At 64.8% G+C, this 26913-nt stretch carries 26 protein-coding genes; 11 read left to right on the top strand and 15 right to left on the bottom strand.

Features of this window, described 5'->3' with window-relative positions:
• Nucleotides 1-222: 222 nt before the first annotated feature.
• Complete coding sequence (locus LB552_RS13985) at nucleotides 223-753, bottom strand: DinB family protein (RefSeq protein WP_140842305.1); 531 nt, start codon at nucleotides 751-753, stop codon at nucleotides 223-225.
• 104 nt (nucleotides 754-857) lie between these two features.
• Here LB552_RS13985 and LB552_RS13990 point away from each other — a divergent pair, with 104 nt between their 5' ends.
• Nucleotides 858-1448 carry a TetR/AcrR family transcriptional regulator gene (locus LB552_RS13990; RefSeq protein ID WP_095767038.1) on the top strand — a complete coding sequence of 197 codons (591 nt, stop codon included), beginning with the start codon at nucleotides 858-860 and terminating at the stop codon, nucleotides 1446-1448.
• A gap of 281 nt (nucleotides 1449-1729) precedes the next feature.
• Here the strand turns inward: LB552_RS13990 and LB552_RS13995 are convergent, their stop codons facing one another.
• The 3 genes from LB552_RS13995 to LB552_RS14005 all read right to left on the bottom strand — a co-directional run bounded on the left by LB552_RS13995 (nucleotide 1730) and on the right by LB552_RS14005 (nucleotide 3168).
• Nucleotides 1730-2182: a hypothetical protein gene (locus LB552_RS13995; protein ID WP_095767037.1), complete on the bottom strand. Its 453-nt coding sequence runs from the start codon at nucleotides 2180-2182 to the stop codon at nucleotides 1730-1732.
• A gap of 164 nt (nucleotides 2183-2346) precedes the next feature.
• On the bottom strand, nucleotides 2347-2709 hold the full coding sequence (locus tag LB552_RS14000; protein ID WP_224607044.1) for a DoxX family protein: 363 nt from the start codon (nucleotides 2707-2709) through the stop codon (nucleotides 2347-2349).
• A gap of 36 nt (nucleotides 2710-2745) precedes the next feature.
• Nucleotides 2746-3168 carry a VOC family protein gene (locus tag LB552_RS14005; protein WP_140842309.1) on the bottom strand — a complete coding sequence of 141 codons (423 nt, stop codon included), beginning with the start codon at nucleotides 3166-3168 and terminating at the stop codon, nucleotides 2746-2748.
• A 180-nt stretch (nucleotides 3169-3348) separates the two neighbouring features.
• Between LB552_RS14005 and LB552_RS14010 the strand changes: the two genes are divergently transcribed.
• Nucleotides 3349-4104 (top strand): AraC family transcriptional regulator, encoded by a 756-nt coding sequence (locus LB552_RS14010; RefSeq protein WP_224607047.1) that lies wholly within the window; start codon nucleotides 3349-3351, stop codon nucleotides 4102-4104.
• Between the two features lie 12 nt (nucleotides 4105-4116).
• On the opposite strand, the gene LB552_RS14015 is transcribed toward LB552_RS14010, so the two are convergent.
• Genes LB552_RS14015 through LB552_RS14025 form a run of 3 tightly spaced genes read right to left on the bottom strand, consistent with a single transcriptional unit; the run spans nucleotide 4117 to nucleotide 6302 of the window.
• Nucleotides 4117-4965, bottom strand: coding sequence for a 23S rRNA (adenine(2030)-N(6))-methyltransferase RlmJ (locus tag LB552_RS14015; RefSeq protein WP_224607052.1), 849 nt, complete (start codon nucleotides 4963-4965; stop codon nucleotides 4117-4119).
• A 58-nt stretch (nucleotides 4966-5023) separates the two neighbouring features.
• Entirely contained in the window at nucleotides 5024-5650 is a 627-nt protein-coding gene (locus LB552_RS14020; protein ID WP_224607054.1) for a hypothetical protein, read from the bottom strand.
• 31 nt (nucleotides 5651-5681) lie between these two features.
• Nucleotides 5682-6302 (bottom strand): TetR/AcrR family transcriptional regulator, encoded by a 621-nt coding sequence (locus tag LB552_RS14025; RefSeq protein ID WP_224605650.1) that lies wholly within the window; start codon nucleotides 6300-6302, stop codon nucleotides 5682-5684.
• A 132-nt stretch (nucleotides 6303-6434) separates the two neighbouring features.
• Between LB552_RS14025 and LB552_RS14030 the strand changes: the two genes are divergently transcribed.
• The 4 genes from LB552_RS14030 (at nucleotide 6435) to LB552_RS14045 (ending at nucleotide 10498) form a co-directional block, all read left to right on the top strand.
• Nucleotides 6435-6908, top strand: coding sequence for a carboxymuconolactone decarboxylase family protein (locus tag LB552_RS14030; protein WP_224524957.1), 474 nt, complete (start codon nucleotides 6435-6437; stop codon nucleotides 6906-6908).
• Between the two features lie 339 nt (nucleotides 6909-7247).
• Nucleotides 7248-8165, top strand: coding sequence for a lysylphosphatidylglycerol synthase domain-containing protein (locus tag LB552_RS14035; RefSeq protein WP_224607057.1), 918 nt, complete (start codon nucleotides 7248-7250; stop codon nucleotides 8163-8165).
• A gap of 5 nt (nucleotides 8166-8170) precedes the next feature.
• Nucleotides 8171-9247: a glycosyltransferase family 2 protein gene (locus LB552_RS14040; protein ID WP_224607060.1), complete on the top strand. Its 1077-nt coding sequence runs from the start codon at nucleotides 8171-8173 to the stop codon at nucleotides 9245-9247.
• Nucleotides 9248-9340: 93 nt separating this feature from the next.
• Nucleotides 9341-10498: a hypothetical protein gene (locus LB552_RS14045; protein ID WP_224607063.1), complete on the top strand. Its 1158-nt coding sequence runs from the start codon at nucleotides 9341-9343 to the stop codon at nucleotides 10496-10498.
• 223 nt (nucleotides 10499-10721) lie between these two features.
• Here LB552_RS14045 and LB552_RS14050 read toward each other — a convergent pair whose 3' ends face one another.
• From LB552_RS14050 to LB552_RS14075, 6 genes are all read right to left on the bottom strand, one after another.
• A complete protein-coding gene (locus LB552_RS14050; protein ID WP_224607066.1) occupies nucleotides 10722-11717 on the bottom strand; it encodes a Rieske 2Fe-2S domain-containing protein in 996 nt (331 codons plus the stop codon).
• Nucleotides 11714-14038, bottom strand: a complete 2325-nt coding sequence (locus LB552_RS14055; protein ID WP_224607069.1) for a F390 synthetase-related protein — start codon at nucleotides 14036-14038, stop codon at nucleotides 11714-11716. The genes LB552_RS14050 and LB552_RS14055 overlap by 4 nt, the downstream gene beginning before the upstream one ends.
• Nucleotides 14035-14859, bottom strand: a complete 825-nt coding sequence (locus LB552_RS14060; RefSeq protein WP_224607072.1) for an MBL fold metallo-hydrolase — start codon at nucleotides 14857-14859, stop codon at nucleotides 14035-14037. Before LB552_RS14060 ends, LB552_RS14055 begins: the two co-directional genes overlap by 4 nt.
• Complete coding sequence (locus LB552_RS14065) at nucleotides 14856-15839, bottom strand: NAD-dependent epimerase/dehydratase family protein (RefSeq protein WP_224607075.1); 984 nt, start codon at nucleotides 15837-15839, stop codon at nucleotides 14856-14858. The genes LB552_RS14060 and LB552_RS14065 overlap by 4 nt, the downstream gene beginning before the upstream one ends.
• Nucleotides 15840-15842: 3 nt before the next feature.
• The gene (locus tag LB552_RS14070; RefSeq protein ID WP_140842337.1) at nucleotides 15843-16832 is read right to left on the bottom strand and encodes a 3-oxoacyl-ACP synthase III family protein; all 990 of its coding nucleotides are present in this window, start codon (nucleotides 16830-16832) and stop codon (nucleotides 15843-15845) included.
• Nucleotides 16833-16918: 86 nt separating this feature from the next.
• Nucleotides 16919-17716, bottom strand: a complete 798-nt coding sequence (locus LB552_RS14075) for an alpha/beta fold hydrolase (protein WP_140842339.1) — start codon at nucleotides 17714-17716, stop codon at nucleotides 16919-16921.
• A 114-nt stretch (nucleotides 17717-17830) separates the two neighbouring features.
• Between LB552_RS14075 and LB552_RS14080 the strand changes: the two genes are divergently transcribed.
• The gene (locus LB552_RS14080) at nucleotides 17831-18727 is read left to right on the top strand and encodes a LysR family transcriptional regulator (RefSeq protein ID WP_224607091.1); all 897 of its coding nucleotides are present in this window, start codon (nucleotides 17831-17833) and stop codon (nucleotides 18725-18727) included.
• On the opposite strand, the gene LB552_RS14085 is transcribed toward LB552_RS14080, so the two are convergent.
• Together LB552_RS14085 and LB552_RS14090 are read right to left on the bottom strand one after the other, a co-directional pair.
• Nucleotides 18724-19173: a DNA polymerase III subunit chi gene (locus LB552_RS14085; RefSeq protein WP_095767020.1), complete on the bottom strand. Its 450-nt coding sequence runs from the start codon at nucleotides 19171-19173 to the stop codon at nucleotides 18724-18726. The genes LB552_RS14080 and LB552_RS14085 overlap by 4 nt on opposite strands.
• A gap of 9 nt (nucleotides 19174-19182) precedes the next feature.
• Entirely contained in the window at nucleotides 19183-20685 is a 1503-nt protein-coding gene (locus tag LB552_RS14090) for a leucyl aminopeptidase (RefSeq protein ID WP_224607094.1), read from the bottom strand.
• 376 nt (nucleotides 20686-21061) lie between these two features.
• Between LB552_RS14090 and lptF the strand changes: the two genes are divergently transcribed.
• From lptF to LB552_RS14110, 4 genes are all read left to right on the top strand, one after another.
• Nucleotides 21062-22258: an LPS export ABC transporter permease LptF gene (gene lptF / locus LB552_RS14095; RefSeq protein WP_224607097.1), complete on the top strand. Its 1197-nt coding sequence runs from the start codon at nucleotides 21062-21064 to the stop codon at nucleotides 22256-22258.
• Between the two features lie 2 nt (nucleotides 22259-22260).
• Entirely contained in the window at nucleotides 22261-23343 is a 1083-nt protein-coding gene (gene lptG, locus LB552_RS14100; RefSeq protein WP_224607100.1) for an LPS export ABC transporter permease LptG, read from the top strand.
• Nucleotides 23343-25757 carry an LPS-assembly protein LptD gene (locus tag LB552_RS14105; protein WP_224607103.1) on the top strand — a complete coding sequence of 805 codons (2415 nt, stop codon included), beginning with the start codon at nucleotides 23343-23345 and terminating at the stop codon, nucleotides 25755-25757. Before lptG ends, LB552_RS14105 begins: the two co-directional genes overlap by 1 nt.
• Nucleotides 25758-25992: 235 nt before the next feature.
• Entirely contained in the window at nucleotides 25993-26913 is a 921-nt protein-coding gene (locus tag LB552_RS14110; protein WP_224607106.1) for a SurA N-terminal domain-containing protein, read from the top strand.

Below are 26913 nucleotides of genomic sequence, written 5' to 3' on the forward strand. Positions count from 1 at the left end.
TGGCGCACAGATTTTCGCGCGGCTTCTATCGCCCGATCCTCCATCGACCAGCGGCATAACCTTGCATCACAATGTGAGCAGAGTGCTCATAATAGACAAGAGGCCGTCGAACGTCGACTTCATCTTGTCCAGCAGAAACATCTACAGACGAACCGGCCAGATGCGACGACCAAAGCTTGGGCGCTTAAAAGTGAGCTTAAAGCTCATATTCACGCGCCGCATTCAAACGCCCGCCGGGTGGCGTCCGCGCCGCAGGCGGCGCGCCGGCTCGGCCTGGTGCAGATGGACGGCGTAGGTGTCCCAGGGCGGCGAGAGCGCGATGGCGGCCAGCATGCGGCCGATTTCGCCGCGATGGTAGCTGCCGTGCAATACGATATGGATCAGCATCTCCTGCCTCGTCATGCAGCCCCTGTCGCCGTCAGTGAAGGTGAAAGCGACAGGATCGGCAAGCCTTTGCTCCGAAACGGCTTCGAGATAGTCGAGATACCAGCCGTCGATCTCGGCCAAGGCGGCGCGCAACGCGCGCGGCTCGGGCGTGTCCGGCGTATTGTCGCTCGCATAGCCATGGGCGACTCCCTTCAGATGCGCGGCAAAAATCCGCGCCACGACATGGATATGGTTCATCAGGCGGATCGCGGCGTGGCGTTCCCCGGCGTCGCGAGACGGATCCATCCCGGCAAGCTTCTCCACCAGCTCGTCGTTCGCCCGGGCCTGGTAGGCGAGCATGCCCTTCAGCAAGGTCTTGGCACTCATCTTTGCCGCCCCATTTGCGTTGGTGAATTGAATGTGAGTATCCTGTCTATATTCTCGGGAGACGGGCCAGCATGTCTACTCGCGTTGCAAAGCCGGCCGCACGCATGCGCAAGCAGCCGCGCCAGGCGCGTTCGATCGCTACCGTCGAGGCGATCATCGAAGCCGGTGCTCACGTTTTGAGCGAGCTCGGCTGGGCAGGCTTTTCCACCAACAAGGTGGCAGAGGCCGCGGGCGTCAGCATCGGCTCGCTCTATCAATATTTCCCCGACAAGCTCGCCCTGGTCGAAGCGATCCGGCGCCGCCACTTCGATCATGTGCTGTCGGTGATTCGCGAAGCGGCGGCCGACGAGAAGCCGCTCAGGCAATTCGCGCGCGAGCTGGTGCGCGGCATGATCGGCGCGCACTCGATCCATCCGACGCTGCACCAGGTGCTGCTGGACGAGGCGCCCGGCGACCGCGGCTCGCGCGCCGCCCATGCCTCGTTCCAGGCGCGCTATCTCGAACATTATGCGGCTGCCGTCGCGCAGTATCGCAAGCGCCGCAAGGATACCGAGACGATGGCGCGCGTGCTCTCCTCGGCGATCGAGGGCGTGATCCACAACGCGGCACGGCGCAACATGCTCGACGCGCCGGAATTGCAGAAGCAACTGGTCGAGCTGATCGAGGCTTACGTATCGGGCCACAAGGCAGCCTGAGTGAGCGGCAGCGGAGCTGGCTGTGAGCGGGAGCTGCTTGCATGGCTCCGGCGGCGACCTCTGAAAACCAGAAGCCAACTTCCGACAGGTCGACGGGACAGCGCCCCATCTCCCCACAAGGGGGGAAATCAGATGGCGCGCCGGCTTTCGCCGATCACCAAGGCTGCAGAATGCAGCTGGACGCCGAAGCCGCTAATCTCCCCTCTTGTGGGGGAGAGGCCGGCAGGCCAGAGGGGGGCGCCGTAGAGCGCCGACCTCAATGTCTACCAGCCCGCAAAATATTATCGCAGCACGCGGCAGCGGCCGTTATACACCAGCCACCGGTCGAAGCCGGAGACGCAGAATTCGACATTGTCGCCGATCGAGGCAAAGCCCTGGCCTTCCTCGATCAGGTAGAAGATCGAACGGTCGCGGCCGTCCGTCAGGTTGACGGTGGCGCGGCAATAGTGGCGGCCGATCGGCCATTCATCGCTCGCCGGCTCATAACGATGCTGGCGGATGTTGCGGAAATCAGTGATCGCGACGTCCGGCAGATGCGGCACGTGATGCACCTGATAAGAGAAGCGGTCGGTGATCTTGTTCAGCACCCAGGCCTCGCCGCAGACGCTGCCGTCATCCTCGGTGTAGATGGATAGGTCGGCGGCATGCGCTGCCTGGCTGAAGCCCAGCGATGTGGCCAACGGGGTGCACAGCGAAATCAGCGCGGCAAGGGCGGAATGGGCGAAGCGAGTCATGACAGCCTCTCAAGGTCGGTTCCGCACACTGTGCGGGAGCACTTGGCGGCGGTCAAGCGGTTGCGAAAACAATGGTTTCCGTAAAACTTCGTTCCAGACTTCACCGGCTAATTGGGTTGCATGGAGATTCAGGTCAGCCGGCCTGACCTGAAACCCCATCCAACCTAAACTGTGCCGGCAAGCAGCAGCCCGCCGATGACGGCAATGTTGATCAGGAATGCGTTGCGCAGGACCTGCCTCGCGGGCTCCTCCACGGCCCAGAAGCGTAGCAGCATGACGTTCGTCGCCAGCGTGAAGGTGGCGAGCGCACCGGCGGCAAAGGGCCGAGTTATGCCAACGGCAAGCAGGAAACCCGCAATGATCTCGACCGCCGAACCGGCGGCCAGCATCAAGGCCGGGGCCGGAAATTTCTGGGCGGCCAGATAGTCGCGCATCGCGCCGAATTTCAGGAAATGCTCGATGCCGGCGAAGACGAACACGCCGCCGATGAGGAGAGCGCCAAGCGCTTGAACGGATTGAACGGGCATGACGGCCTCCTCTCTCGGCGACGCGCTTCGCTTTGCTCAATCCAGCGGAATGAAGGCCGGGTTGTAGACGACCTCCCACAGATGATCGTCGGGATCCTGGAAATAGCCGGCATAGCCGCCCCAGAAAGTCTTTTGCGCCGGCTTGACCACGCGTGCGCCGGCCTTGACGGCCTCGGCCATCACGGCATCGACCTCGGCCTCGCTGCCGACATTGTGGCCGATGGTGAGCTCGGTCGGGCTGCGGCCGCTCTGCGGCACCGTCGCGTCATGGGCGATGCTGGACCGTTCGAAGATGGCGAACTTCAAGCCGCCGGCGAGTTCGAAGAAAGCGACGGCGCCATGCTCGAATTCCCGGCCGATGATGCCTTCCGTCGGCAGGCCGAGGCCGTCGCGATAGAATTTGAGCGACACTTCCAGATCGTCGACGCCGAGCGTCAATACGGTGATGCGAGCTTTCATTTCTCTCACTCCTTTCTATATTCGTGACCACAGCCGCAAACGGATGCGGTCTGAGAGCGCGTGAAGCGCGGTGAAGTTGCGTCCGTTTTGCCATGGATGACGTGGCCGGCCTTGAAGATTTCGGCCAAAATGACCGTCACACCGATCCGGCAACTCCCGCTGGAGCAGATCGGAGAGAGAATGGAACCGGTCCTGGCGCAGACCACCGGCTTCTTTCGCGAGCGGCCCGTCGCTGGCGGCCTTGCCGCTGCCTTCTGCGCGGTCTGGGTCCACCGCATGGACGACCGCGCCGTTCCGCCCATCGTCATCACGCCGGATGCGACGATCGACCTGCAATGGATCGACGGCCGCTTCCGCGTGGCCGGGCCGGACAAGGAGCCGCAGATCGAGCGGCCCGCCGCCGGCGCGGTGATCGTCGGCTTCCGTTTCCGGCCCGGCGCGGCCGCCGGTTGGCTGGGCGTGCCGGCCAGCGAGATCGTTGGCGGGCGGCTCGATCTCCAGGAATTATGGGGTACGCGTGCCCGCGGACTATCAGATCGCATCAAGGCTGCGAGCGATCTGCCGGCCATGCTGCGGCAGTTGGAAGAGACGGTCGGCATGCGCACCGAAGGCCGCGATGCGCTCGACCCGCAGATGGGCCGGGCCTTCGACGTCATTCACAAAGGTTTGCCGCCGGAAACGCCGCTGGTTCCCTTCCTGCAGCGCCAGCTGCATATGAGCGAACGGACGCTACGACGCCGCTTCGAGGACGCCTTCGGTTATGGCCCCAAGACGCTCGACCGCATCCTGCGCTTCCATCGGTACCGGCGCTTGCAACGACAGCAAGGCGACGCCTCGACCGCGCTGCTCGCCATCGAGGCCGGCTACGCCGACCAGGCGCATCTGATCCGCGAAAGCCGGCGGCTGACCGGCGTGACGCCTACGGCGCTGGCTTAAGCGACAGTCGTCTTACTCGCCCGCCAGCCAATCAAGGGTCCATCGCGATGGTTGCCGGAGGGCGAGCGCTTTGTGGAGGGCCGGCAACAGGACCTTCAATTCGCTCTCCAGCGTATAGGGCGGATTGACCACCACCAGCCCGCTGCCGTCGAGGCTGGGCTCGTTCGAGGCGGGCCGGATCTCGAAGGCGATATCGAGCAGCTTCGGAATGCCGGTCTCCGTCAACGCCGTGCGGAAAGCGGTGACCGCCTTGCGGTCCTTGATCGGGTACCAGAGCGCGTAGATGCCGCCCGGCCAGCGCCGATGCGCCTTCTGCAGGCCTTCGACGAGCCTGGAGAACTCGCCCTCCTCCTCGAAGGGCGGATCGATGAGGACGAGGCCGCGCTTTTCCTTCGGCGGCAGTTGCGCGCCAAGCGCCAGCCAGCCGTCGAGCTCGATGACCCTTGTCTGGAAATCGCCGGCGAAGACCGATTTCAGCCGCGCGGCATCCTCGGGATGCAGCTCGATCGCCGTCAGCCGGTCCTGGTTGCGCAGGAGATGGCGCACGATCAGCGGCGAGCCGGGATAATACTTGAGGCCGCCGTCGGGATTTCGCGCGCGTACCGCTTCCAGATAGGGCTGAAGCAGCGCCGCCGCTTGCGGCTCGAGCGCGGACTCTACCAGCCGGCCGATGCCGGTCTGCCATTCGCCGGTCTTGCCGGCCTCGACCGAGGCAAGATTGTAGCGGCCGATCCCGGCATGGGTGTCGATGACGCGAAAAGCCTTGTCCTTCTGCTTGAGATATTCGACGAGGCGCGCGAGCACGGCATGCTTGACGACATCGGCGAAATTGCCGGCGTGGTAGGCGTGGCGATAGTTCATGCGCGCTTACCTTCAGAGAGCATGATGTCGAGCGAGAACCGCTTCACACTTTTCGGCATCATGCTCGTGGCGAACCGTTGCGGCCCCAGCGCGGCGGTGGCGGCTGCGAATTGGGATTTTGCGGGCCACCGCCGCGGCGCCCGAAGACCAGCGAAACCGCCAGTCCGGCAAGGCCGACGCCCATCAGCGTATAGCCGGCCGGCCGCGCGCGTTCGTCGATCGAGCCGGTGTCCGCGCGCAGGATGAGATCGACCGCGCGCATGGCGATGCCGTCGGCATCGCCGGGTCCGACGGTGAAGAGGTAAGGACCGGGCACGACCTTATCGATGACGCCGGCCTCGTCGCGAAAGATCCTGTCGGGCAGTTGCGGGCTGGCCTGGCGCGGATTGTCCGTGTGGTTGAAGGAGAGCGCCGAGGCCAGCACCGTACGGCCGCCATGCGCTGCGGTCAGCGTCAGCACCGTGCGCTGCTGGCCCGCGACGCGCTCGGCCCGCGCGGTCAGGTCGACCAGCACCCTTACCGGAGCGTCGCCTGCGGCAAGTTGCACGGTGGCGGGCCGGAAGCGGCCGCCCTCATAGACGCGATACGTGCCGATGGGGTGGCCGGAAAAATTGCTCATCGCCCAGGGATAGAAGATGCCGATGGCGGCACCGGCGATGAGGAGAAGGACACACAGGAAGCGCATTCAGAGCCTTGGTTTCTGAGCGAGATCGCTGCTATTTTTTGGCGGGTTCGTTTCGCGCAGCTTCGCGGACCCGCTCCATCTCGTCCAGAAACATTTCCAGGCCAAGCTCAAAAGTCTTGTCGAAGCCGGCGGCGCCGAAATAGGCGCCGGCCTTCACGACGCTCGGATAGTCGCGCGCCAGCTCCTCGTCGCTGACGGTGGTGACCGCCGAAGGCCCCTTGGCATAGCCGGCCGTCTCGTCGAGGATCGCGCCCATCAGATAGTAGCCGGCGGCGCGGAACAGGCGGGCGCTGAGCTCGGGGCCGAAGCCGCCATCCTCGAACAGGCCGATGATGGCGTTGAGCTTGGCGAGGCAGGGCGGCGAGTTCATTCGGTAGACGACGATGAACGGCGCAAAGGCCGGGTGCTCGGTGGCGACGCGCCGGAATTCCTGCATGCCGATGCGGGCCCGCTCGCGCCAGGGCAGCCTATCGTCGGGGATTACAAGCCCGCTCATCTGGCGGTCAACCAGCGCCTCGTAGAGATGCGCCTGCGAGGGGAAGTGGTGATAGATGCTCATCGCTTCGCAGCCGAGCCTGGCGGCGAGCTTGCGCATCGAAAAGCCGGAAAGCCCTTCCCGCTCGATCACCTCGAAGGCGGCGTCCTCGATCATCTCGCGGGAGAGTTTTCCGCGGGGTCGCTTTTTTCTGCTCGGTGCATCCATGGCGCTTGACAACTTACACTGTAAGGTTCATCTTCCACACACCTTACATCGTAAGGCTAACAAAAACCAGAGGAGAATATCATGTCAGTCATTCGCATCATCTCAACCGCGCATTCCTGCCTTCGCTTCGCCTCGCTGATCGCCGCGGCGGGCGTGTCTGCCGCATTGCTCGCCTCCGCGCCGGCCCGCGCCGATGACTATGACGCGGCGCTGAAGGACATCCAGTCGACCATGGGCGGTGTGCCGAGCTTCATCAAACAATTCCCCAAGGCCGGTCTGCCCGGCGCCTGGGCCGAGGTCAAGGCCATCGAGCTCAGCGACAAGACGGCGCTGACGCCGAAGGAGAAGTCGCTGATCTCGCTGGCGGTCGCGGCGCAGATCCCCTGCAGCTACTGCATCTGGTCGGACACCCAGAACGCCAAGCACGCCGGCGCCACCGACGAGGAGATCCAGGAGGCCGTGACCATGGCGGCGCTGACGCGCCATTGGAGCACCATCTTCAATGGCATGCAGGTCGATTTCGATCAGTTCAAGAAAGAGATGGGCGGAGAGTAAGGCTTAATCGGCATATCGGGCGGACGCGATGTCCGCCCGCTTTTCGCCGCCCCAATCGCTGCTCCAACCAAGCTTGTGGATTCGCCGCCGCCGCTGCGCCAGAGCGTTTCACCGTTTCACGGAAACGGCGAACCGCTCTATCTCTTTGTTTTGACGCAATTCCGGACGGAAAACCGCTCACACTTTTCCTGAAATTGCTCTATAGGAACAGCGCCTTGAAAAAGCCGGCACGGATCCGATATCGGACCGGCGCCGGCCGGGCCGACATTCGAGAGCGCCCCCTTTGCAGGCCCTCGAATGACGCTTCCGCCCCGACCGGGCGGCCCGTTGGAGACCTGTTTGAAGCGAGCGATATCGATAATCGTCACTCTGGCGCTGCTGGCATGGCTTGCCAGCGACCAGCGCTGGAAGATGGTCGGCGATGCCTTCGCCTCCATCACGCCGGGCGCCTTTGCAGCGGTCGCGGGGGCGCTGTTCGTCACCTATGTGCTCAGGGCGCTGCGTGTCTGCGACGAGTTCCGCGGCGACGTGAACGGCCGCTTCGGCGCCGTGCTTCGCGTCATCCTGATCCACAATGCTATGATCAACGTCGTGCCGTTCCGCGGCGGCGAGACGGCCTTCCCGATCCTGTTGCGCCAGGTGTTCGGCGTGCCGATCGTGCGCGCCAGCGCTTCGCTGTTGTGGTTCAGGCTGCAGGACGCTTTCGTCGTCGGCGTGCTGGCCTGCCTGGTTTGGCCGGGCCTGCATCCGGCGCTGCGGGCCGCCGGCATCGCGGCGCTGATCGCCGCCGCATGGTACCTGCCGCGCTGGGCGCGCGCGCCGCACAACTGGACGGCGGGCGGCAGGATCGTCTCGACGCTCGGCAAATTGCGCGACATCTTCACCGAAGCGACGGGACGCTCGCGCTACGGCTGGTGGTGGACGATGGCCAACTGGGCGCTGAAGCTCGGCGTGCAGGGCTGGCTGCTCGCCATGCTGCTTGACACCTCGTTCCAGACCGCCTTTCCCGGCGCGGTCGGGGCCGAGGCGGCCGCCATCCTGCCGGTACAGGGTGTCGCCGGCTTCGGCACTTATGAAGCGGGCGCGGCCGCCGCACTGCTTTATTCCGGCATTGCCATGAAGGACGGCCTGCAGGCCGCGCTCGCGCTGCATCTCTTCATCCTGTGCTCGGCGGTCGCAACCGGTGCGATCGCCTGGCTGTTCCCCTCGAAATCGACGCTGTCGGAAACCCCGGCGGCGGGGCCGGCAAGGAAATGACCGCCATGAACGTACTTCCCATTCCGGCTTCTGGATTGCCCGAGGGCGCCGTCATGCCCGAGCACAAGCTCTCCATCGTCGTCCCAATGTACAACGAAGCCGACAATGTCGAGCCGCTGCTGGTCCGCATCCATCAGGCGATGGAAAATTACAGCCAGCCCTGGGAAGTGGTGCTGGTCGACGACGGCAGCACCGACGCCACGCCCGCCGAGATCCGCCGGCTGGCGGCCCAATACGGGCCGCATGTGCATGGCGTGGAACTGGTGCGCAACTACAAGCAGACCGCCGCCATGCAGGCCGGCCTCGACGCCGCGCGCGGCGACGTCATTGCGACGCTCGACGGCGATCTGCAGAACGACCCGTTCGACATTCCACGCATGGTCTACCGCCTGCTGACCGAGGATCTCGACCTCGTCGCCGGCTGGCGCAAGGACCGCAAGGAAGGTTTCTGGATGCGCCGCTTGCCCTCGCGCATCGCCAACAGGCTGATCGCCCGCGTCACCGGGGTGCAGCTCAAGGACTATGGCTGCAGCCTGAAAGTGTTCCGCGGCAGCGTCATCCGCAGCGTGCGGCTCTATGGTGAGATGCATCGCTTCATCCCGGCCTGGCTCGCGACGGTGACGACGCCGCGCCGCATCGCCGAGGAGGTGGTGACGCATCACGCCCGCATCCACGGCCAGTCGAAATACGGCATCTCGCGCACCTTCCGCGTGGTGCTGGACCTCGTCTTCATGTTCTTCTTCCTGCGCTACCGCACGCGGCCCGGCCATTTCTTCGGCGGCATCGGCATCGTATTCGGCGTGCTCGGCTCGCTGATCCTTGCCTATCTCCTCGCTCTCAAGGTTTTCTGGGGGCAGGACATCGGCACGCGGCCGATGCTCATCACCGGCTTCTTCCTGGTGATCGCCGGGCTGCAGGCGGTGACGTCGGGCGTGCTCGCCGAGATGCTGTCGCGCGTCTATCTCGAGGCCAATGGCGCGCTCGCCTATGTGGCGCGGCCGCAGGCCGCGCATGGCGAGGGCGAAGGCTGGCATTGGCCGAGCAAGCCGGCGATGGAGAAGGCGAAGCCGCGTAAGAAATGATCTTGCCGCTCCGGCATCGATCGCTGCCCGCGTTGCCAACCACGCCGATTTCGCGCAACGATTTTTCGCGACGGGAACGACCGCGAATGATCGATGCCGGGGGCTGACGGATCCATCCTGATTACCGGGGCGCGGGCGCCGGTTGCGCTGCATCTGGCGCGCCTTCTCCATGGCGCGGGCCATAGGGTGATCCTGGCCGACACGCCGGCGCGGCCGATCGCGGCGGCGAGCAAAGCCTGCGCGCGTTATCATCGATTGCCGCCGCCGCGTTTCGAGCCGCGGGCCTATGCCGATGCGGTTGAGGAGCTGATCCGGGCCGAGGGCGTCGGCCTCGTCGTCCCGACCTGCGAGGAGGTCTTTCACCTTGCGCTTGCCTGGCGCGGCAGGAGCATGCCGGCGCTTCTGTTCGCACCCGATATCGAGCTGCTGGCGGAGGTCCACAACAAGCACAGCTTCATCCGGCTCGCCGAACGGCTCGGGCTGGAGGTGCCGGAAACGACGCTGCTCAGCTCGCATAACGATATGGAGGTCGTGCGCGGCTACTCTCGCGAGCTGGCGTTCAAGCCGGTCTGGTCGCGCTTTGCCAGCCATGTGCTGCTGCGTCCGCCGCCCGAAGCGCTCGATGCGATCGCACCCTCGGCCGCCATGCCCTGGGTGGCGCAGCGTTTTGTCGAGGGCGAGGAGATCAGCGCCTATGCGGTGGCGCGCCAGGGCAGGCTCAAGGCGCTCGCGCTCTACCGCTCGCTCTATCGTGCCGGAAAGGGAGCAGGCATCTTCTTCGAGCGGGTCGAGGACGAGGCCGCGCGCGAGCTGGTTGAGCGGATCGTGGCCGGCACCACGTGGACCGGGCAGATTTCCTTCGACCTGATGCGCGAGCCGGGCGGCCGTGTGCTGCCGCTCGAATGCAATCCGCGCGCGGTGAGCGGCCTGCATTTCTTCCGCGATCCGGGGCGCTTCGTGGATGCCGTGCTCGGCAACGGTCAGGAAGTCACGCCCGACGTCATCGCCCCGCAAACGGTGCGGCTCGCGATGTGGATTTACGGACTGCCGGCGGCGCTGCGTTCGGGCGGGCTTGGCGAATTCCGAAAGGCGATGCGCGGGGGCAAGGAATTGCTCAATTGGACGGAAGATTCAGCGCCGGTTAAGACGCAATGGCCGGCGCTGGCGGAGATTGCACGGGTGGCATTGCGCGAACGCATCAGCCTGCAGGCGGCATCGACGCGCGATATCGAATGGAATGGGCCGGGCTAAGCATGCATATTGTAGAAGCTGGCGGGACAGCGCCCCCCTCTGTCCTGCCGGACATCCTCCCCCACTTGGGGGGAGATCAGCAGCTCGGGCGCCTCGCTCCTTCTGCCACGCCGGCGATTGGCAAAGCCGGCGCGACATCCAATCTCCCCCCAGGTGGGGGAGATGGCCGGCAGGCCAGAGGGGGGCGCGAAGGAACGCGACCTGCCGCCTTATCGGCAAACAATCACAGCTCAATCTCATGCACCCTTGTCTCACTCGCAGCCGCTGGCATCTTCCCATCCATGATCGCGGCGATGTCGCCGCGCAGGAAATCGAGCGGGCCGATCACCGGCAGGGCTTGGGGCGGTAGCCGGGCATTGTCGCTCGCCGATTTCAGCACCCGGCGATCTTGGTGCAGCGCGATGTTGAAAAGCGGCCTGAAGGCCAGCGCCTTCAGCTCGCCGAGCAGGCCTTGGCGCCGTCCGATCAGCCAGCCGACGCCCTCGACGGTGCGCTCGTCGGCCTGGCGCAGATGGAAGGTGGTGGCTAAGACCAGCCCGTCCCTGCCCCAATATTCGAGCTCGGCGATGCCGGGATGGCGGAAGCGGCCGATGGTCTTCGCACGCTCGCCTTCCAAAAGCCGGCTGATCAGGCCCTGCTGACGGTCCTCGCCGGTATAGCAGGCCTCGACCCAGCCCTCGCCGCCGGTCACCTCGACCCGCACCAGATGGCGCTTCGAGGTCAGGCCGCGCAGCAGGCCTTTATGGGTGAAATGGGTATGGGTGGCATCGAGGATGTTTTCCGCCGCATCGATGACCGTCGACTGCGTCGATGAGCGCACCCGCCGCACGATGACATCCTTGCCCTGCATGCAGTGCAGGTAGGGCTCGCTCGTCGGCGAGCCGGAAGAAATGAAGACGACGCCGTCGCGCTCGATCGCGGCAAAGCGGCGGACGCGGTAATGCGGCATGGCGCCGACATGGCCGGGGATCGCGGTGCAGCGTCCCTCGCCGTCATAACGCCAGCCATGATAGGGGCATTCGATCTCCCCGCCGACGATCCTGCCGGTCGACAGCTCGACCAGCCGGTGCGGGCAACGATCGAAAACTGCCGCAATGCCTTGCGCCGAGCGGAACAGCACCACGGGCGCGCCGTCGAACAGGATGCGCTTCGGCCGCCTGCAGAGGTCGGTCGACAACGCCACCGCCTGCCAATGGGCTTCCCCGCCGCGCTCGCTCACAGTTCGAACCTCCTGAGCAGGGGGATGCCGACCCATGCCAGCACGGCCTCCATGACGCGGATCGCCATGCGTCGGCGAAGCGCAAGATGCCCGGCATAGACGGCGTTGTATTCGATCGCCGCGACCGCGCCGCGCCGGCGTTTGAAATCGGCGGCGCCCGCGCTCATGTTGAAGAACAGGCCGCGCGAAGTCGCGTGGTCCTGCGCTACCGCCATCATCATGCGATAAAGCCCGTCGGCGACCGGCAGGCTGGTGTCATAGCCGACGATGGGCTGGGTCAGCGTGCCGCCATTCTCGAACAGGGCGGTGACGGCAACCAGCTCGCCGCGCGGCCGGCGCAATCCCGCCAGGCTGATGATGCCGCGCCTGTGCATTTCGGCGATGTAGCGTGCCGTGTAGTGAGGATTGAGCGGCGTGTATTTGTCGAGATAGAGCATGGTGTAGAGCTGCGCGGCGCGCGCATAATCGGCCTCGGTGAAATCTTCATTGCCCACTCGCTCGAAAGGCGTCGCGCGCAAGGAGGCGCGATCGCGCTTCATGTCGCGCGTCATTGCGGGCGCGGCGCTGCGATCGGCGAAGATGTAGATCTGGCGGGCCGCCAGCATGCGGAACCCCTCGGCCCTCAAGGCGGCCATGGTCGCCGGATCGGCGATATCGTTCAGCGAACGGATAACGATGGCGCGATCTGGGAAACGCGCGGTCAAGGCCGCGCGCAACGACACGGCTGTCGGCCGGTCGAGCAGCGGCACCGGATTGGTCGAATAGAGCCAGTTGTTGACCTGCGCCTGACGGTCGAGGCCGCTCGCCCTGACCAGCGGCGCGCAGGCGCCGATCAGGGTACTCAGCGCGCGCCGCAACAGAGGATGGGCGGCGAAGTTGCGCGTCTCATCCATCGCGTAGTCGATATAGGCGCTGGTCGGGCAGCAGATATAGCAGTTGTGCGCCTCACTCCCGTCGTTCAACGTCAGCGGAAAAATGCCTCCGGCGATTTCGAGCGTCTCGACTTTCGTGTCCAGATTGGCGATGAGATGGCGCACCGGCATCTCGTTGAAGAACCTTACAAAAGCCTCGACCTTTGCCGGCTTGTTCTCGACCCGGTCGGCCTGCTGCACAAGCCTTTGCGGCAGCGGCGCGCGGACAAGCGTGACGGTGGCGACCGCCTGTCGCGCATCCAGCAACGCTTGCACCGCTTGATGCGCGGCCGCCGCCGCATCATCCGCGAACGTTGGCGGAAGGCTGAGCTCGACCCTGTCCGGCCCGGTCTGGACAAGACGAAAATCGTCGATGCGGCGATCGGCCTTGAGCACAGCGTTGCGCAGCACATCCGGCGTGACGAGCACCGGGCCGTCCGGCGACATGAGCCGGAACACATCATCCATGCGGCCGACGATCTCGTCGACGCAGCGCAGCGGCGAACCGCAGCGGCAAGGTTCTTTGGACAAGCGCAACAGGTCGTTCATCCTGTAGCGCGCCATGATCTGTGTCCGGCGGCGAAAGGTTGTCACCAACGGCGTCACCAGCCCCTCGCCCGCCGGCTCGAATTCGAAGAATACGGAGTCTTCTGCGAGATGCAGTCCGCCCTGCCGGCAGGTGACCGCGAACAAGCCTTCGGTCGCCATGTAGATCTGATCGAGCGCCAGCCGGAAGAAATCCTCTATAACCGGACGGTCAACCGGATCCAGCGTTTCAGCCGCCGAGAAGACGCGCTTCGGACGCAGACGGAAACCCTCGCTTGCGAAATGCCGCAGGATTTTCGGCGGCGCGATAATCACCGTCGGATCGAAGGCTTCGAGCGCGGAGCGCCAGCTTTCCGGGCCCGAGGTCAGATCGAAGAAGGCGAGCTTTATCAGGCGCGATTTGCGGGCGCTGTCGTAAAGCCCGGTGTTCTGCGGCAGGATGACGGCGACGCGCATGCCGCGCCAGAGAAGCTCGGGCGCCGCCTTGGCCAGGATCGCGCCCAGCCAGCGGTATTTTTCGGCCTCGGAAATCACGAACAGGCCGCGATTGCCCGACGTTCCGGTGCTGGCGCCGATAGTGAGCGGTCCGGCGCGGCCCTCGCCCGCCAGGGCCGCCCAGGCTTGCGCAGCGGTGAGACGGTGGATGTTGAAATCCGCAAAACGCGCCATCAGCAGCGCCTTGTCGGTGACCGGCAGATCGGCAAGTTGGTCCGGCGCTTTTCGATAGAAAGGCGCGCGCGGCAGGTCGCGGTCGAGGAAGCGGCGCAGGGCAGTTGCCTGCCAGCGTTCGAATTCCACGCGGCTCTTTCGCGACACCCAGCGCGTCAGGACGAAGGAACCTGCCGCTTCCGCCAGCCCGTTCATGCGGCCTCCGGTGCGAGATCGTAGGATGTCGGCGCGGGATCATGGCAGAGCATCACTTCGCCGCCTGAGGCGAGGGAGCGACGCAGCATGGCGCTGGTCGGCTCGATCGCGGCGGCATCCTCGGCGATCAACGTGGCCGGGAAACCCGGCGTGCGGTTATGGGTCAAGGCATTGAGCAGCCATTGCGCATCGACGGCGTAGACCAGCGGCCGGGCCAGTCCGGTAAACAGCAGGCCGAACTGGCCGTCGGCATGTCCTGGAAGATCGACCGCGATCACGCTGCCGTCGCCGAAGAGATCGGCGCCGCCGGGGATAGCGCCCTGCGGCGTTACGCGGGGCTTCGCGGAGATGCCTTCCAGCCGCGCCTCGAAATCCGGAGGGAAGAGTTCGGTGAAGACGCCGTGGCGCAGATTCTGCCTCGGGCCTCGCGCCTTGACCCGCGCCCAAGCCGCATCGCTGGCGATGAAGCGCGCGTTGCGGAACAGCGACAGGCCCGAAATGTGGTCAGCATGAAAGTGGGTGACGATGATTGTGCGGATGTCGTCGGGCGATAGGCCGAAACGCCGCAGCACCGGCAGGACCTGCTCGTCGGCGTTGAGCTCGGGTTTCAGCAGCGCACCGTAGAGCCGAAGCGTGCGGCTGCGCCGCTCACCGCTCAGCGCCTCAGATGTGTAGCCGGTGTCGATGAGCACAGGCCCGGCAGTTGGGTGAAAGAACAGCCCGTAGCGGACACGCAGCTTGACACTTTGCCAGCCGCCGCCGCGCAGGATCAATCGCTCGGCGGCGCTCACCCAGGCGCTGTTGGCGAAGACGATCCTCATGCCTGCGCCCCACCGGAAAAAGTGCGGTCAAGCCCTTGCTCGAACGAGATTTTCGGTGCCCAGCCAAGCATCCGCTTCGCCTTGGAAATATCGAGGCTTTGCGCATAGGCGAAGAGACCGAGCCCATAGCGGGTGACCGGCGGCTCGGGGCGGCCAGGCAACCGGAGCGCCACTGCTTCCATCAGGCCCGCCGCCAGCATCGCCGGCATGAGCGGCGTCGGCCGCCAGCGCGCCTCGAGACCGGCGCGGGCGCAGGCCTCGTCGGCAATGCGGCGGACCGGCAGCACCTCGCCGCCGGAGATGTTGAAGATTTGGCACTCCGCCTCCCCGGGCGCGGTAAGCGCCGCCATGACCGCGTCGACGACATCGTCGACATAAGTGAGGTCGATGGCCGCCCGGCCATTGCGAAACAGCGGCAGCGGCCGGCTTTTGGCCGCCTTGATCAGGCGCGGCAGCAGCGCGTGGTCGCCTTTGCCGTAGATGCCGCGCGGCCGCAGCGCCAGCGGATGGATGGCCGGCTGGCCGAGCACGATCTTTTCGGCCTCGCGCTTGGTGCGGGCATAGTGATTGACGGGCTCCGGCAAGGCCACGTCCTCGCTGAGCCCAAGCTGGTCGCGGAAGGCAAAGCAGACGGACGGGGTGGAGATGTGGACGAAGCGGCTGACGCCTTGCCGCTGCGCGAAATCGACAAGGTTGCGCGTTGCCGTGACGTTGGCCGCCTCGAAATCAGCGAGGCGTCCGAAAGGCGAAGAGAGCGCCGCGCAATGGATGATCCGTTCGACCCTGCCAAGCCTTGGATCGAGCGCGGCGTCGAGCGGCTGCGCGAGATCGTGGCGGACGATGCGATGGCCGGCGGCCTCCAGCGCGGCGCAGCACGCTTCATCGCGGCCGAGCCCGAGCGCCAGCGTGCCGGACGCAGCCAGCCGCTCTAGCACATGCGAGCCCAAGAAACCGCTGGCGCCGGTGACGAGCACGGCCATTCCTCAGACCTCCAGCGCCATGCCGCCGAAGGAGACGCCGGCCGACGTGCCGAGGATGAGCAGCTTCATGCCCGGCGCTACGCGGCCCTCGCGGCGCGCGACGTCCAGCGCGAAGGGAATGGACGCCGCGATCTGGTTGCCGAAGCGGGCGGAAATGTCGACGAGCTTTTCCGGCGCAAAGCCGGTCTGGCGCGCCATATGGGCAAGCGCGAACGGGCTCGCCTGGTGCGGCACGACGAGATCGACATCGCCATGCCGCCAGCCGGCGCGCTCAAGCAGAGCGGCGACGAAGCCGTTGAAATGGCGCGCGGTGAGCCGGAACAATTCCTTGCCGTCCATGTGGAACAGGCTGTGCGCGGCGAACGCTTCCTGCTCCTTGCGGAAATCGAAGCGCGTGCCGCCCGAACCGATGCCGCAGGCTTCCCAGCCCGACGGATAAGTGCGCATCAGGCTGGCCGCCACCTTGCCCTCGCCTTGGCCGCCTTTGCGCAGCACGGCGGCCGCGGCGCCGTCGCCGAAGAGCGCGGCGATCTCGGGCGCATCCTGCCACGGCAAGGCGCGCGAGGCGATCTCGGAGGAAAACACCAGCGCCGTCTCGCATTGCCCGGCCTCGATCATGCGGCCCGCGGTCTCGAAGGCGGTGAGGAAGCCCAGGCATGTGCTGTTGACGTCGAAGGCGGCAGCCGAGCCGTCGGCCAGCCCAAGGCGCTGCATGACCAAGGGCGCGGTCGCCGGCAGCGGCTGATAAGGCACGCCGCAGCCGCCGATGATCAGGTCGACGGCGCCGGGATCGAGGCCGGCATCCTCAAGCGCCAGCGTCGCCGCCGCGCAAGCTAGATCGATTTGCGATTCGCCCTCGCAGACATAGCGCTCGACGACGCCGGTCGCAGTTTCGAGCGCGCCCTCGCCGAGGCCAAGCCGCTCCTCCAGCGTCCGCGTCGTGACGCGCTCAGCCGGTACCGCCCTGCCGGTTCCGACGATCCTGATCCGCATTCTCCCCCCGCCGCGTGAGCTTGGCCCCTATCTAACGCAAAAAGCGATCGATAGCGACGTTTCCAAGCTCATGCGGCACTGCCAGATCATCGCTTCCGAAGGAAGCCCGTCACCGCTTCCATGAACTCCGCTGGACGCTCGACATTGAGCAGGTGGACGCCGGGCAAAAGCAGGAGTTCCGCGCCGGGGATCGCCGCCGCGATCGCCTCGCTGTGGCTTGCCAGCGTCACCTTGTCGTCCTCGCCGCCGATGACCAGCGTCGGCGCGGCGATGAGGGAAATCGGGCGGCGCAGATCGGCGTCGCGGACCGCGGCGAAGCATCCCGCCAAGCCTTGCGGCGACATGGCGAGGATCGCGGCGTGGAATGGCTCGACTGTCTTGTTTTGACCGGCAAGCATGGAGGCAGGGAACCAGTTTCGCATGAACATGTCCGCCGTCGCCGACAGGTCGTCGGCCGCAAGCACGTTGCGTATCTGCTCGTCGAAATAGGATGCCGGCCCGAGATGTGGCGAGGTGTTGGAAAGGATCAGGCGCTCGATACGCTCCGGTGCATGGATGCCCAGCCACTGGCCGACGAAACCGCCCAGCGACAAGCCGAGGAAATGCACGCGGGCAAGCCCGAGGAAATCGAGCAGTTCCAACACGTCGCGGCCGAGACGGTCGAGCGAATAGGCGCCGGCCGGCGCGTCGGAGCCGCCATGGCCGCGAAAATCATAGCGCAGCACGCGGAAGGATTTGGCGAGTTCCGGAACCTGGCCGTCCCACATGTGGAACGTCGTGGCGATGGAGTTGGAGAGCATCAGCACCGGACGGTCTTCCGGACCGTCCAGCCTATAGCCGATGCGAGCGCCATCGCCCGCAGTGAAGTGCAGCGTGTCGGTCATTTTGGATCCTCATCCTTTCGGCGCTTTTGGAAGGCTTTCGATGAGGCAAAGTAGGCATCGTAACTATCGAAGAAAATTACTATGATGCGACAATCTTTGTAGGATATGTGGACCATGGATGGCGTGAAACTTCACGATCTCAGATGTTTCGACGCGGTCGCTCGCCGAGGCAGCTTCCAGGCCGCAGCCCAGGCCTTGCACCGGACGCATCCCTCAGTGTTCGCAGCCGTCGCCCGGCTCGAAGAGCAACTTGGCCTAAGATTGCTGGATCGCAGCGGCTACCGGGTGAGCTTGACCGACGAGGGCCGCCTTTTCCATGCGCGGGCGCAACTGGCGATCCGCGAGTTCGAGCATCTTCGGACCTATGCCGGCCAGCTGGCGAGCGGCGAGGAAACCATGCTGCGCGTCATCATGGGCGACGTCTGCCCTCGGCCCAGAATACTCGGCCTGCTCAGCTGCTTCTTCGCCGAGCGGCCGCGCACGCGCCTGCATCTCGACTACGAAGCAATCGGCGGGCCGGTCGAGCGATTGATGGACGGCGAAGCGGACTTCGTCTTCCACCGCGCGAACCCGTCCGATCCGCATCTCGAGAGAATCAACCTGTGCGAAGTCGCCTTCGTGCCGGTGGTGGCGCCTGGCTTCCTGCCGTTCGACCCGAGGAATGACGTCACGCCAGAAGCGATGCGGCCCTTCACCCAATGCGTGATCCGAGACACGGCGCGGCGCCCCTCATCCGAAAACTTCTTCGTTATCGACGGCGCGCATTCCTGCTCGGTGCCCGACCATATGATGAAGAAGGAGTTGATCCTGCACGGGCTTGCCTGGGGCCACCTGCCCGACTGGTTGATCGAGGACGACTTGCGCGACGGACGGCTGATCTCGATTGCCGGCCGGCATATTCCCGGCCGCACCGAAACCGTCGCCGCGGTGCGGCGACGCGACAAGCCGCACGGACCTGTGGCCGAGGCGCTGTGGCGACATCTTCAGGACAGTGCCGGACTTGCGAGCTAAGCCTTGCGTTCCCAGCGTCGGTCCTGGGTCTGCTGCCAGTAGGTCACGGCGTGGCCGGCTTCCTTCATCGTCTTCCAGTGGCCTCGGGCGGCTTCGAGCTGTGCCGCGTCATGGCCGTCGAACAGGAAGACGGCGCGCTCGTAGCCGGACAAGTCGGGAGGCGTCGCGCCGTCGACCAGAAAACGGATCTGCGCGGCATTCTGGTTGCCCTCGCCCGTGGTGAGCAAGATCGGCTGTTCGGCCGGATAGGCTTCGCGGTCGGTGGCATGCGCCAGGAAGGAATCGTCGCGAAAAATCCACAGATGCTGGTCGAGCGCGTCGCGGCGATCTTCCGTGCCGGTCTGCACCACCGCGCGCCAGCCGCGCTCGACGCTGCGCTCGAGCAGGCCCGGCAGCGCCTCCTCGAGCGTCGATTCGGTCAAATGGTAGAACAGGATGTCGGTCATCCCGGAAACCTAACCCTCATAGTGGTCGCGGACCAGCCTATCGAGCAGCCTCACACCGAAACCCGAGCCCCAGGATTGGTTGATCTCGCTCGACGGCGCGCCCATCGCGGTGCCGGCGATGTCGAGATGCGCCCAGGGCGTGTCCTTGACGAAGCGCTGCAGGAACTGCGCGGCGATGATGGCGCCGCCATAGCGGCCGCCGATGTTCTTCATGTCGGCGTTCTTGGAATCGATCAGCTTGTCGTATTCGGGTCCGAGCGGCATGCGCCACAGCCGCTCCTGCGATGTCTGGCCGGCGCCGAAAAGCCGGCCGGCAAGCTCGTCATTATTGGAGAAAAGGCCGGCATAATGCTGGCCGAGCGCCACCATGACTGCGCCGGTAAGCGTCGCCAGGTTGATCATGAATTTCGGCTTGAAACGGTCGTTGGCGTACCAGAGCGCATCGGCCAGAACGAGGCGGCCTTCCGCATCGGTGTTGAGCACCTCGATCGTCTGGCCCGACATCGAGGTGACGATGTCGCCGGGACGCTGGGCATGGCCGTCGACGGCGTTCTCGACCAGGCCGATGACGCCGACCACATTGGCCTTCGCCTTGCGCGCCGCGAGCGCACGCATAAGGCCGGTGACGGCGGCGGCACCACCCATGTCGCCCTTCATGTCCTCCATGCCCGAGGCCGGCTTCATCGAATTGCCGCCGGTGTCGAAGGTGACACCCTTGCCGATGAAAGCGAGCGGCGCGTCCTTGGCCTTGCCGCCGTTCCAGCGCATCACCGCCAGGCGCGCGCCGCGCGGCGAGCCTTGCGCGACGCCGAGCAGCGAGCCCATGCCGAGCTTCTTCATCTCCTTTTCGGCAAGGATCTCGACCTCGACGCCGAGCTGTTCCAGCGCCTTGACGCGCTCGGCGAATTCGACGGGCCCAAGCGCATTGGCCGGCTCGTTGACCAGATCGCGCGCAAGCAGCACGCCGTCGACCACCGCTTCCTCGCCGGCAAAAGCCTTCTTCGCGGCAGCGGGATCGGCGCAGTGAACGGTTACCCTGGCGGGCTTGCCCGACTTCGTGTCGGATTGGCCGTCTTCCTTGTCTTTCCTGGTCTTGTATTTGTCGAAGGAATAGCTGCGCAGCAGGATGCCAGCGGCAAGGCTCGCCGCCTGGCGACCGTCGGGCTGATACTCCGGCAGATCGAGGATGACGGCCACCTCGGTCGCCTTGCGCAGCGAAGCGGCAACGGAGCCACCGAGCTTCAGCCAGGCATAGTCGTCGAGGCTCGAGACCTTGCCGGCGCCGACCGCCACCAGCCGGTCGACCGGCGTTCCTTCCGGCGCCAGCACCTCGGCCGAGCTTGCGAATTTGCCGGAGAAATCGGCGACCGGAAAGGCGCGAGCCAATGCACCAGCCGGATCGCAGGCCTTCGCCGCCTCGCCGAGTCCGCCGTCATCGGCCGCGAAGACGAAGACGCTGCCCTTTTTGGGCGCGGCGAATTTGGCGAAGGAAATGGATGGTCTCGACGTCATCAGGTCCTGCTTTCGGGGATGGCCGTAGGGTGCCGGCAAAGGTAATTTTCAACGGGCAAGAGGTTTGGCAAGAGTGCGCGACATTTGGTCGTTTTCCGCCATTTGGCAAGACTTTGGCCGAAATCGCGGTCTATATCGGCGCCACCATAGACAAAGGATTCGCCTCGGCACGGCCTTAGCTTGCTGCCGCAACCTGCTGTTAACCATCGATGTTTTGCATTTCTTATTCATTGGCGCGGAGACTCCGCACGCCGGGGCACGTGGCGTGGGGCGACAAACCGGAGCGAGCCGCCCATGACGCAGTTGTGCGGGCGCCGCCGGATCACTACCTTGTCGGCGGGCATGATGCCGTTCGGCAAAATCGAGAAAAGCCTTCATGAAGGTCGTTGAACGCTACATCATGCGCCGCGCGCTGACGATGTTCCTCGCGGCGCTGGTCTGGACGCTGGCGATCGTGTGGACCACGCAGGTTCTGGCCAAGATCGACCTCGTCACCGACAATGGCCAGTCGGCGCTGACTTTCTTCGAAGTCGCGGCACTCATCATCCCCTCGATCATCCCGATCGTGGTGCCGTTCGCCCTGGTGGTGGCGGTGGCGCAGACGCTGAGCGCCATGAACACCGATTCGGAACTCGCCGTGCTCGGCGCCGCCGGCGCCTCGCGCTGGACGATCGCGCGGCCGATCCTGCTGCTCGCGATAGCGGCCTGCGCGTTTTCCTTCATCGTCGACAACGCCATCGATCCCTATGCCAGGCAGAAGAACCGCCAGTTGGTGGCGGCATCGCGCGCCGACCTTCTGTCGCTGATCATCCAGGAAGGCACGTTCCGCAAGATCGACGAAGGCCTGTTCCTGCAGGTTGGCGAGCGGCTTCCCGGCAACCGGCTGGGCGGCATCTTCGTGGCCGATTCACGCCAGGAAGGCGCCAGCCTGACCTACTACGCCAAGACCGGCAGCATCGTCGAAAAGGGCGACGAGAAGGTGCTGATGATGAATGACGGCGTCATCAACCGCAAATCGGTGACCGGCGACCTCTCCGTCATCCGCTTCACCTCCTATGCCTTCGACATGTCGGCCTTCATGTCGGCGGCGAACGACATCACGCTTTTGCCCAAGGACCGCACGACGCAATATCTGCTCAGCCCGGATCCCAACGACAAGATGTTCCAGCGCGAACCGGGCAGCTACCGGGCGGAGCTCAACCAGCGTCTCGCCGAATGGTCCTATTCGTTGGTGTTCGCGCTGATCGCGCTTGCCGTCGCGGGCGACGCGCGCTCGCACCGGGAGGCGCGCATCAATCCGCTGATCACGGCAATCGCGATAGCGCTTTTCGTGCGGTGGCTGGGCTTCTTCGCCGCAGGCAAGGCCGACAGGGTCTGGTACTATGTCTACCTGCTCTACGCCATACCGCTCATCGCCTCCGCGGTCTCGATCTGGTTCATCGTATCGTCGCGCACCATGGAATTGCCGGTCAGCTGGGCAGACTGGCTGACGGGCCTCGCCAAGCGTGCCGGCGACAACTGGACAGCATTCAAGCTCTGGCTCGTCCGGCGCACTTCCGGCCAGGGAGCCTAACCATGGGCTGGACGCTGGGCCGTTATTTCTTCTTCCGTTACGTCTCGATCACCTTCTGGTTCTTCCTTGGCCTGCTGGCACTGGTGTTCCTGATCGACTTTACCGAGCTTTCGGGCCGCACGACCGGGCTGCCCGGCTTCACCTACGGCACAGCCTTCGCCATTTCGGCGCTCAGGATGCCGATGATCATGCTGCAGACGGTGCCGTTCGTCGGATTGTTCTCGGCAATGGCGACGCTGGTGTCGCTCAACCGCCGTTACGAGCTGGTGATCGCCCGCTCGGCCGGCGTCTCGGCCTGGCAGTTCCTGTTTCCGTGCTGCGTCGGCGCGCTGATGTTCGGCGTGCTGTCGGTCGCCGTCATCAATCCGATCGCAGCGCACGGCTTTTCCTGGTCCGAGCAGATGGAGAACGACCTCAGGGCCGGCAAGTCGAATGCCGTCACGACCAACGTCACGCCGTGGCTCAGGCAAAAGACCGAATCGGGCGACACCATCATCGGCGCCCGCGCCATCCTCAATCAGGGGCTGGAGATGGCGGACGCGGTGTTTTTCATCCTCGACCCGCAGGGCAACATCGCCGAACGCAAGGATGCAGCCAAGGCCTTCCTGCGCGACGGCTATTGGGACTTGCAGGACGTAAAGGTCTTCGAGGGGGGCAATATCCAGGCGCTGGCGTCCGACAGGGTGCCGACCAATCTCAAGCCGGAATTCGTGCAGGAGCGCCTGGCGCGCCCGGAAACCATCCCCTTCTACGAGCTGCCGCGCAAGATCGAGGTTGCCCGGTCCTTCGGACTCAAGGCGAATGCCTTCGCCATGCAGTTCGATTCGCTGGTGGCCTTGCCGTTCCTTCTCGTCGCCATGACGCTGATTGCTGCAACGGTTTCAATGCGATTTGCACGAATGGGACAGTCGGCAACGATGATTCTGGGTGGCGTCGTGGCCGGCTTTCTGCTTTATGTCGTTTCGGTACTGGTCAAGGCATTCGGTGTAGCCGGATTCGTGCCTACTGTGGTGGCTGCATGGGTTCCGGTTGTCGTGGCTATGTTCTTTGGGGTGACGTTTCTGCTATACAAGGAAGACGGCTAGTGAGGGAGGCGGTTTTGCGCAGCCATAGGCAGGCCGGTTTGGCACGCCTCTATGGGGCGACTGCCTTGGCGTGTCTGTTCGCTTGCGCGGTGCCGACGGCATCCGCGCTGGCGCAGCAGATCACTGCCAAGTCCGTCCCTTCCGGCACGCAGATGCTGCTGGCCGCCGACACGCTTGTCTACGACAACGACAAGCACACGGTGACGGCCGTCGGCGGCGTGCAGATCGACTATGGCGGCAACAAGCTGGTCGCCCAGCGCGTGGTGTATAACCGCGACACCAAGCGCCTCGTCGCCAGCGGCGCCGTCGAGTTGATCAACAGCGACGGCACCAAGGTCAATTCCGACCATATCGACATCACCGACGACTTCGCCGACGGCTTTCTCAACGCGCTGCGCGTCGAGACTGTGGACAAGGCCTATTTCGCCGCCGAGAGCGCGGAGCGCATGGGCGGCGTGCTCACCACCTTCCACAATGGCGTCTACACCGCCTGCGAACCTTGCGAGGACAAGCCGGACAAAGCGCCGACCTGGCGCGTCAAGGCGCGAAAGATCATCTGGAACGGCGAGAAGAAGACGGTCCGCTTCGAGAACTCGAATTTCGAGTTCTTCGGCTTCCCGCTCGCCTATCTGCCGGCCTTCGAGATCGCCGACCCGACGGTGAAGCGCAAGAGCGGCTTCCTTATCCCCGGCATCGTCTACAACAACCATCTCGGCGTCGGCATCAAAGTCCCTTATTATTTCGCTCTGTCTCCGACCTATGACCTGACCGTCACCGGCAGCGGCTACACCAAGCAGGGTTTCCTCGGCGAGGCCGAGTGGCGCCAGCGCTTCAACAACGGCCAGTACACGCTGAAGATTGCCGGCATCAATCAGCAGGATCCCAACGCGTTCATCGGCACAGGCAACCGTTACACAGTCGATTCGGGCGAGCCCGGCGATCCGAACAAGTTCCGCGGCATGATGGGCACGAAGGGCCAGTTCGCCATCAACGAGCGCTGGGACTTCGGCTGGGACGTGCTGCTGCAGACCGACAAGAATTTCTCGCGCACCTACAACATCGAAGGCTATAACGACCTCGTCCACCAGTCGTCGATCTACCTGACGGGCTTGAGCGACCGCAATTATTTCGACGTTCGCGCGATGCGCTTCGAGGTGCAGGAAGACACGCTCTCCAGCGACCTGACGGCGCGCTCGGCCAAGCAGCCCTGGGTGCTGCCGTCGCTCGACTACGCCTATATTCCCGACACGTCGGTGGCCGGCGGCCAGTTGTCGTTCAACGTCAATACACGCGTGATCAGCCGCAACCGGCTGGATGCTGTGCTGGCCAATCCTGGCGACCCGAATTCGATCAACAATGTGCGCGGCATCGAAGGCGAGTCGAGCCGGTTGACGGCGGAAGCTGAATGGAAGCGCACCTTCACCACGGATGGCGGCCTGCAATTGACACCGCTGCTCGCCTTCCGCGGCGATGCCGGTTACGTCAACGCCAATTCGGCTTCGCTCGCCGCCGTCAACCAGATGGGGGCGAATCTCGGCGAGGACGACGACATGCGTTCCTCGCTTGCCCGCTACATGGCCACTCTCGGCCTCGAGGCGCGTTGGCCGCTCCTGTTCTCGATGGCGAACTCCAGCCATGTCCTGGAGCCGACGGCGCAGGTCTTCGTGCGCCCGAACGAGCAATATGTCGGCGGACTGGCCGTCCCGAACGAAGACGCGCAGAGCTTCGTCTTCGACGCCACCACGCTGTTCGAACGCGACAAATTCTCGGGCTATGACCGCATAGAAGGCGGCACGCGCGCCAATGTCGGCTTCCGGTATTCAGGCGCCTATGACAATGGCTGGGCCACGAACGCAATTTTCGGCCAGTCATACCAGCTCGCGGGCGAAAACTCCTTTGCCGCGCCCGACCTCGTCAATGTCGGGGCCGAGTCCGGCCTGGACAAGCAGACCTCGGATTATGTCGGCCTTGTCGGCTTCAACAGCCCGAGCGGCTTCTCCGGTTCGCTGAGCGGGCGTTTCGACGAGCAGACATTCGAGGTGAGGCGCGCCGAAGTGAAGGCCGCCTATTCCAGCCTGCCGATATCGCTCAGCGCCAAATATGCCTTCATCGAGGCGCAGCCGCTCTACGGCTTCACCACCGACCGCCACGAGCTCACGCTCGGCGCTTCGACCCATCTGGCGCAGAACTGGCGGCTGTTCGGCACCGGCACCTACGACATCGAGACAAATGTGCTGGTCAAGGACGGCGTCGGCTTCGCCTACAACGATAGCTGCTTCACTTACATCATGACGTATTCGCAGACGCGCGACACCGTCACCAAGGAAGTGTCGCAGAACATCGGTTTCAACCTGTCGTTCCGCACGCTCGGCGATTTCGGTTCGTCAACAAGCGCGGTCGATACCATCCAGTGATCAAGCGGCGGGCGCGCGGTCTCCGAGCCGTGCGCCGGCTGGGGCGCTGATGGGCTTTGGTCTTGATTTGGAGCGTGTTCCTTCGAAAATGGGCGCGTTTCCCAGGGCCATGCGCCGGCGACATCGTTTCGCCGCATAAGATGGGCATGGGGTCGACTGCATCCGCAAGCGTTCGGAGGACGCGCGGCGCCGCGATGGCGGGAAACTCGGGATGGGGAAAAATTAGGAAGGTAAGATGAGGAAATACCTGTTTTCAGCGGGATTCGCGCTTCTGGTGGCGGCCTCGATTTCGGTCACGGCTGTCGTGCGGCCTGCTTTCGCCGCTGAGATCAAGTATGTCGTCAACAACATGCCGATCACCACCGGCGACATCGCGCACCGCGCCGCCTTCTTCAAGCTGCAGCACAAGAAGGGCGATGCCGCGCAGGAGATGATCGACCAGACGCTGCGCCTGGCCGAGGCCAAGCGGCTCGGCATCCGCATCACCGACCAGCAGGTCGACGCCGCCTACCAGCGCTTTGCCTCGGGCAACAAGATGCCGCTGGCGAAACTCGACGCGATCATGGCGCAGTCGGGCGTCACCAAGGAACATTTCAAGGAATTCATCCGTGCCCAGATGGCCTGGAACCAGGCGCTCAGCGCGCGCTACCGCTCCGGCGAAGGCGGCTCGGTGACCGAGCAGGACGCCGTGCGGCGCATGCTAGACAAGGGCGGCGCCAAGCCGACCGCGACGGAATACATGCTGCAGCAGGTGATCTTCGTGGTTCCGGCATCGGAGCGCGCCGGCACGCTCGCCAAGCGCAAGCGCGAGGCCGACGCCATGCGCGCCCGCTTCAGCGGCTGCAACACCACGCGGGAATTCGCCAAGGGCCTGATCGACGTCACCGTGCGCGACCTCGGCCGCGTGCTGGCGCCGCAATTGCCGTCCGACTGGGCCGAGCAGATCAAGGCGACCAAGGTCGGCGCCGCGACACCGACGCGCGAGACCGAGCGCGGCGTCGAGTTCATCGGCATCTGCTCCTCGCGCGAGGTTTCCGACGACAAGGCCGCGCAGATGGTGTTCCAGGCCGAAGGCAGCAACGACAAGGACGCCGACGAGCTCAGCAAGAAATATGTCGCCGAGCTGCGCCAGAAGGCCAAGATCGTCGAACGCTAG

This window comes from Mesorhizobium sp. CA7 (assembly GCF_020165015.1).
Lineage (GTDB): Bacteria > Pseudomonadota > Alphaproteobacteria > Rhizobiales > Rhizobiaceae > Mesorhizobium.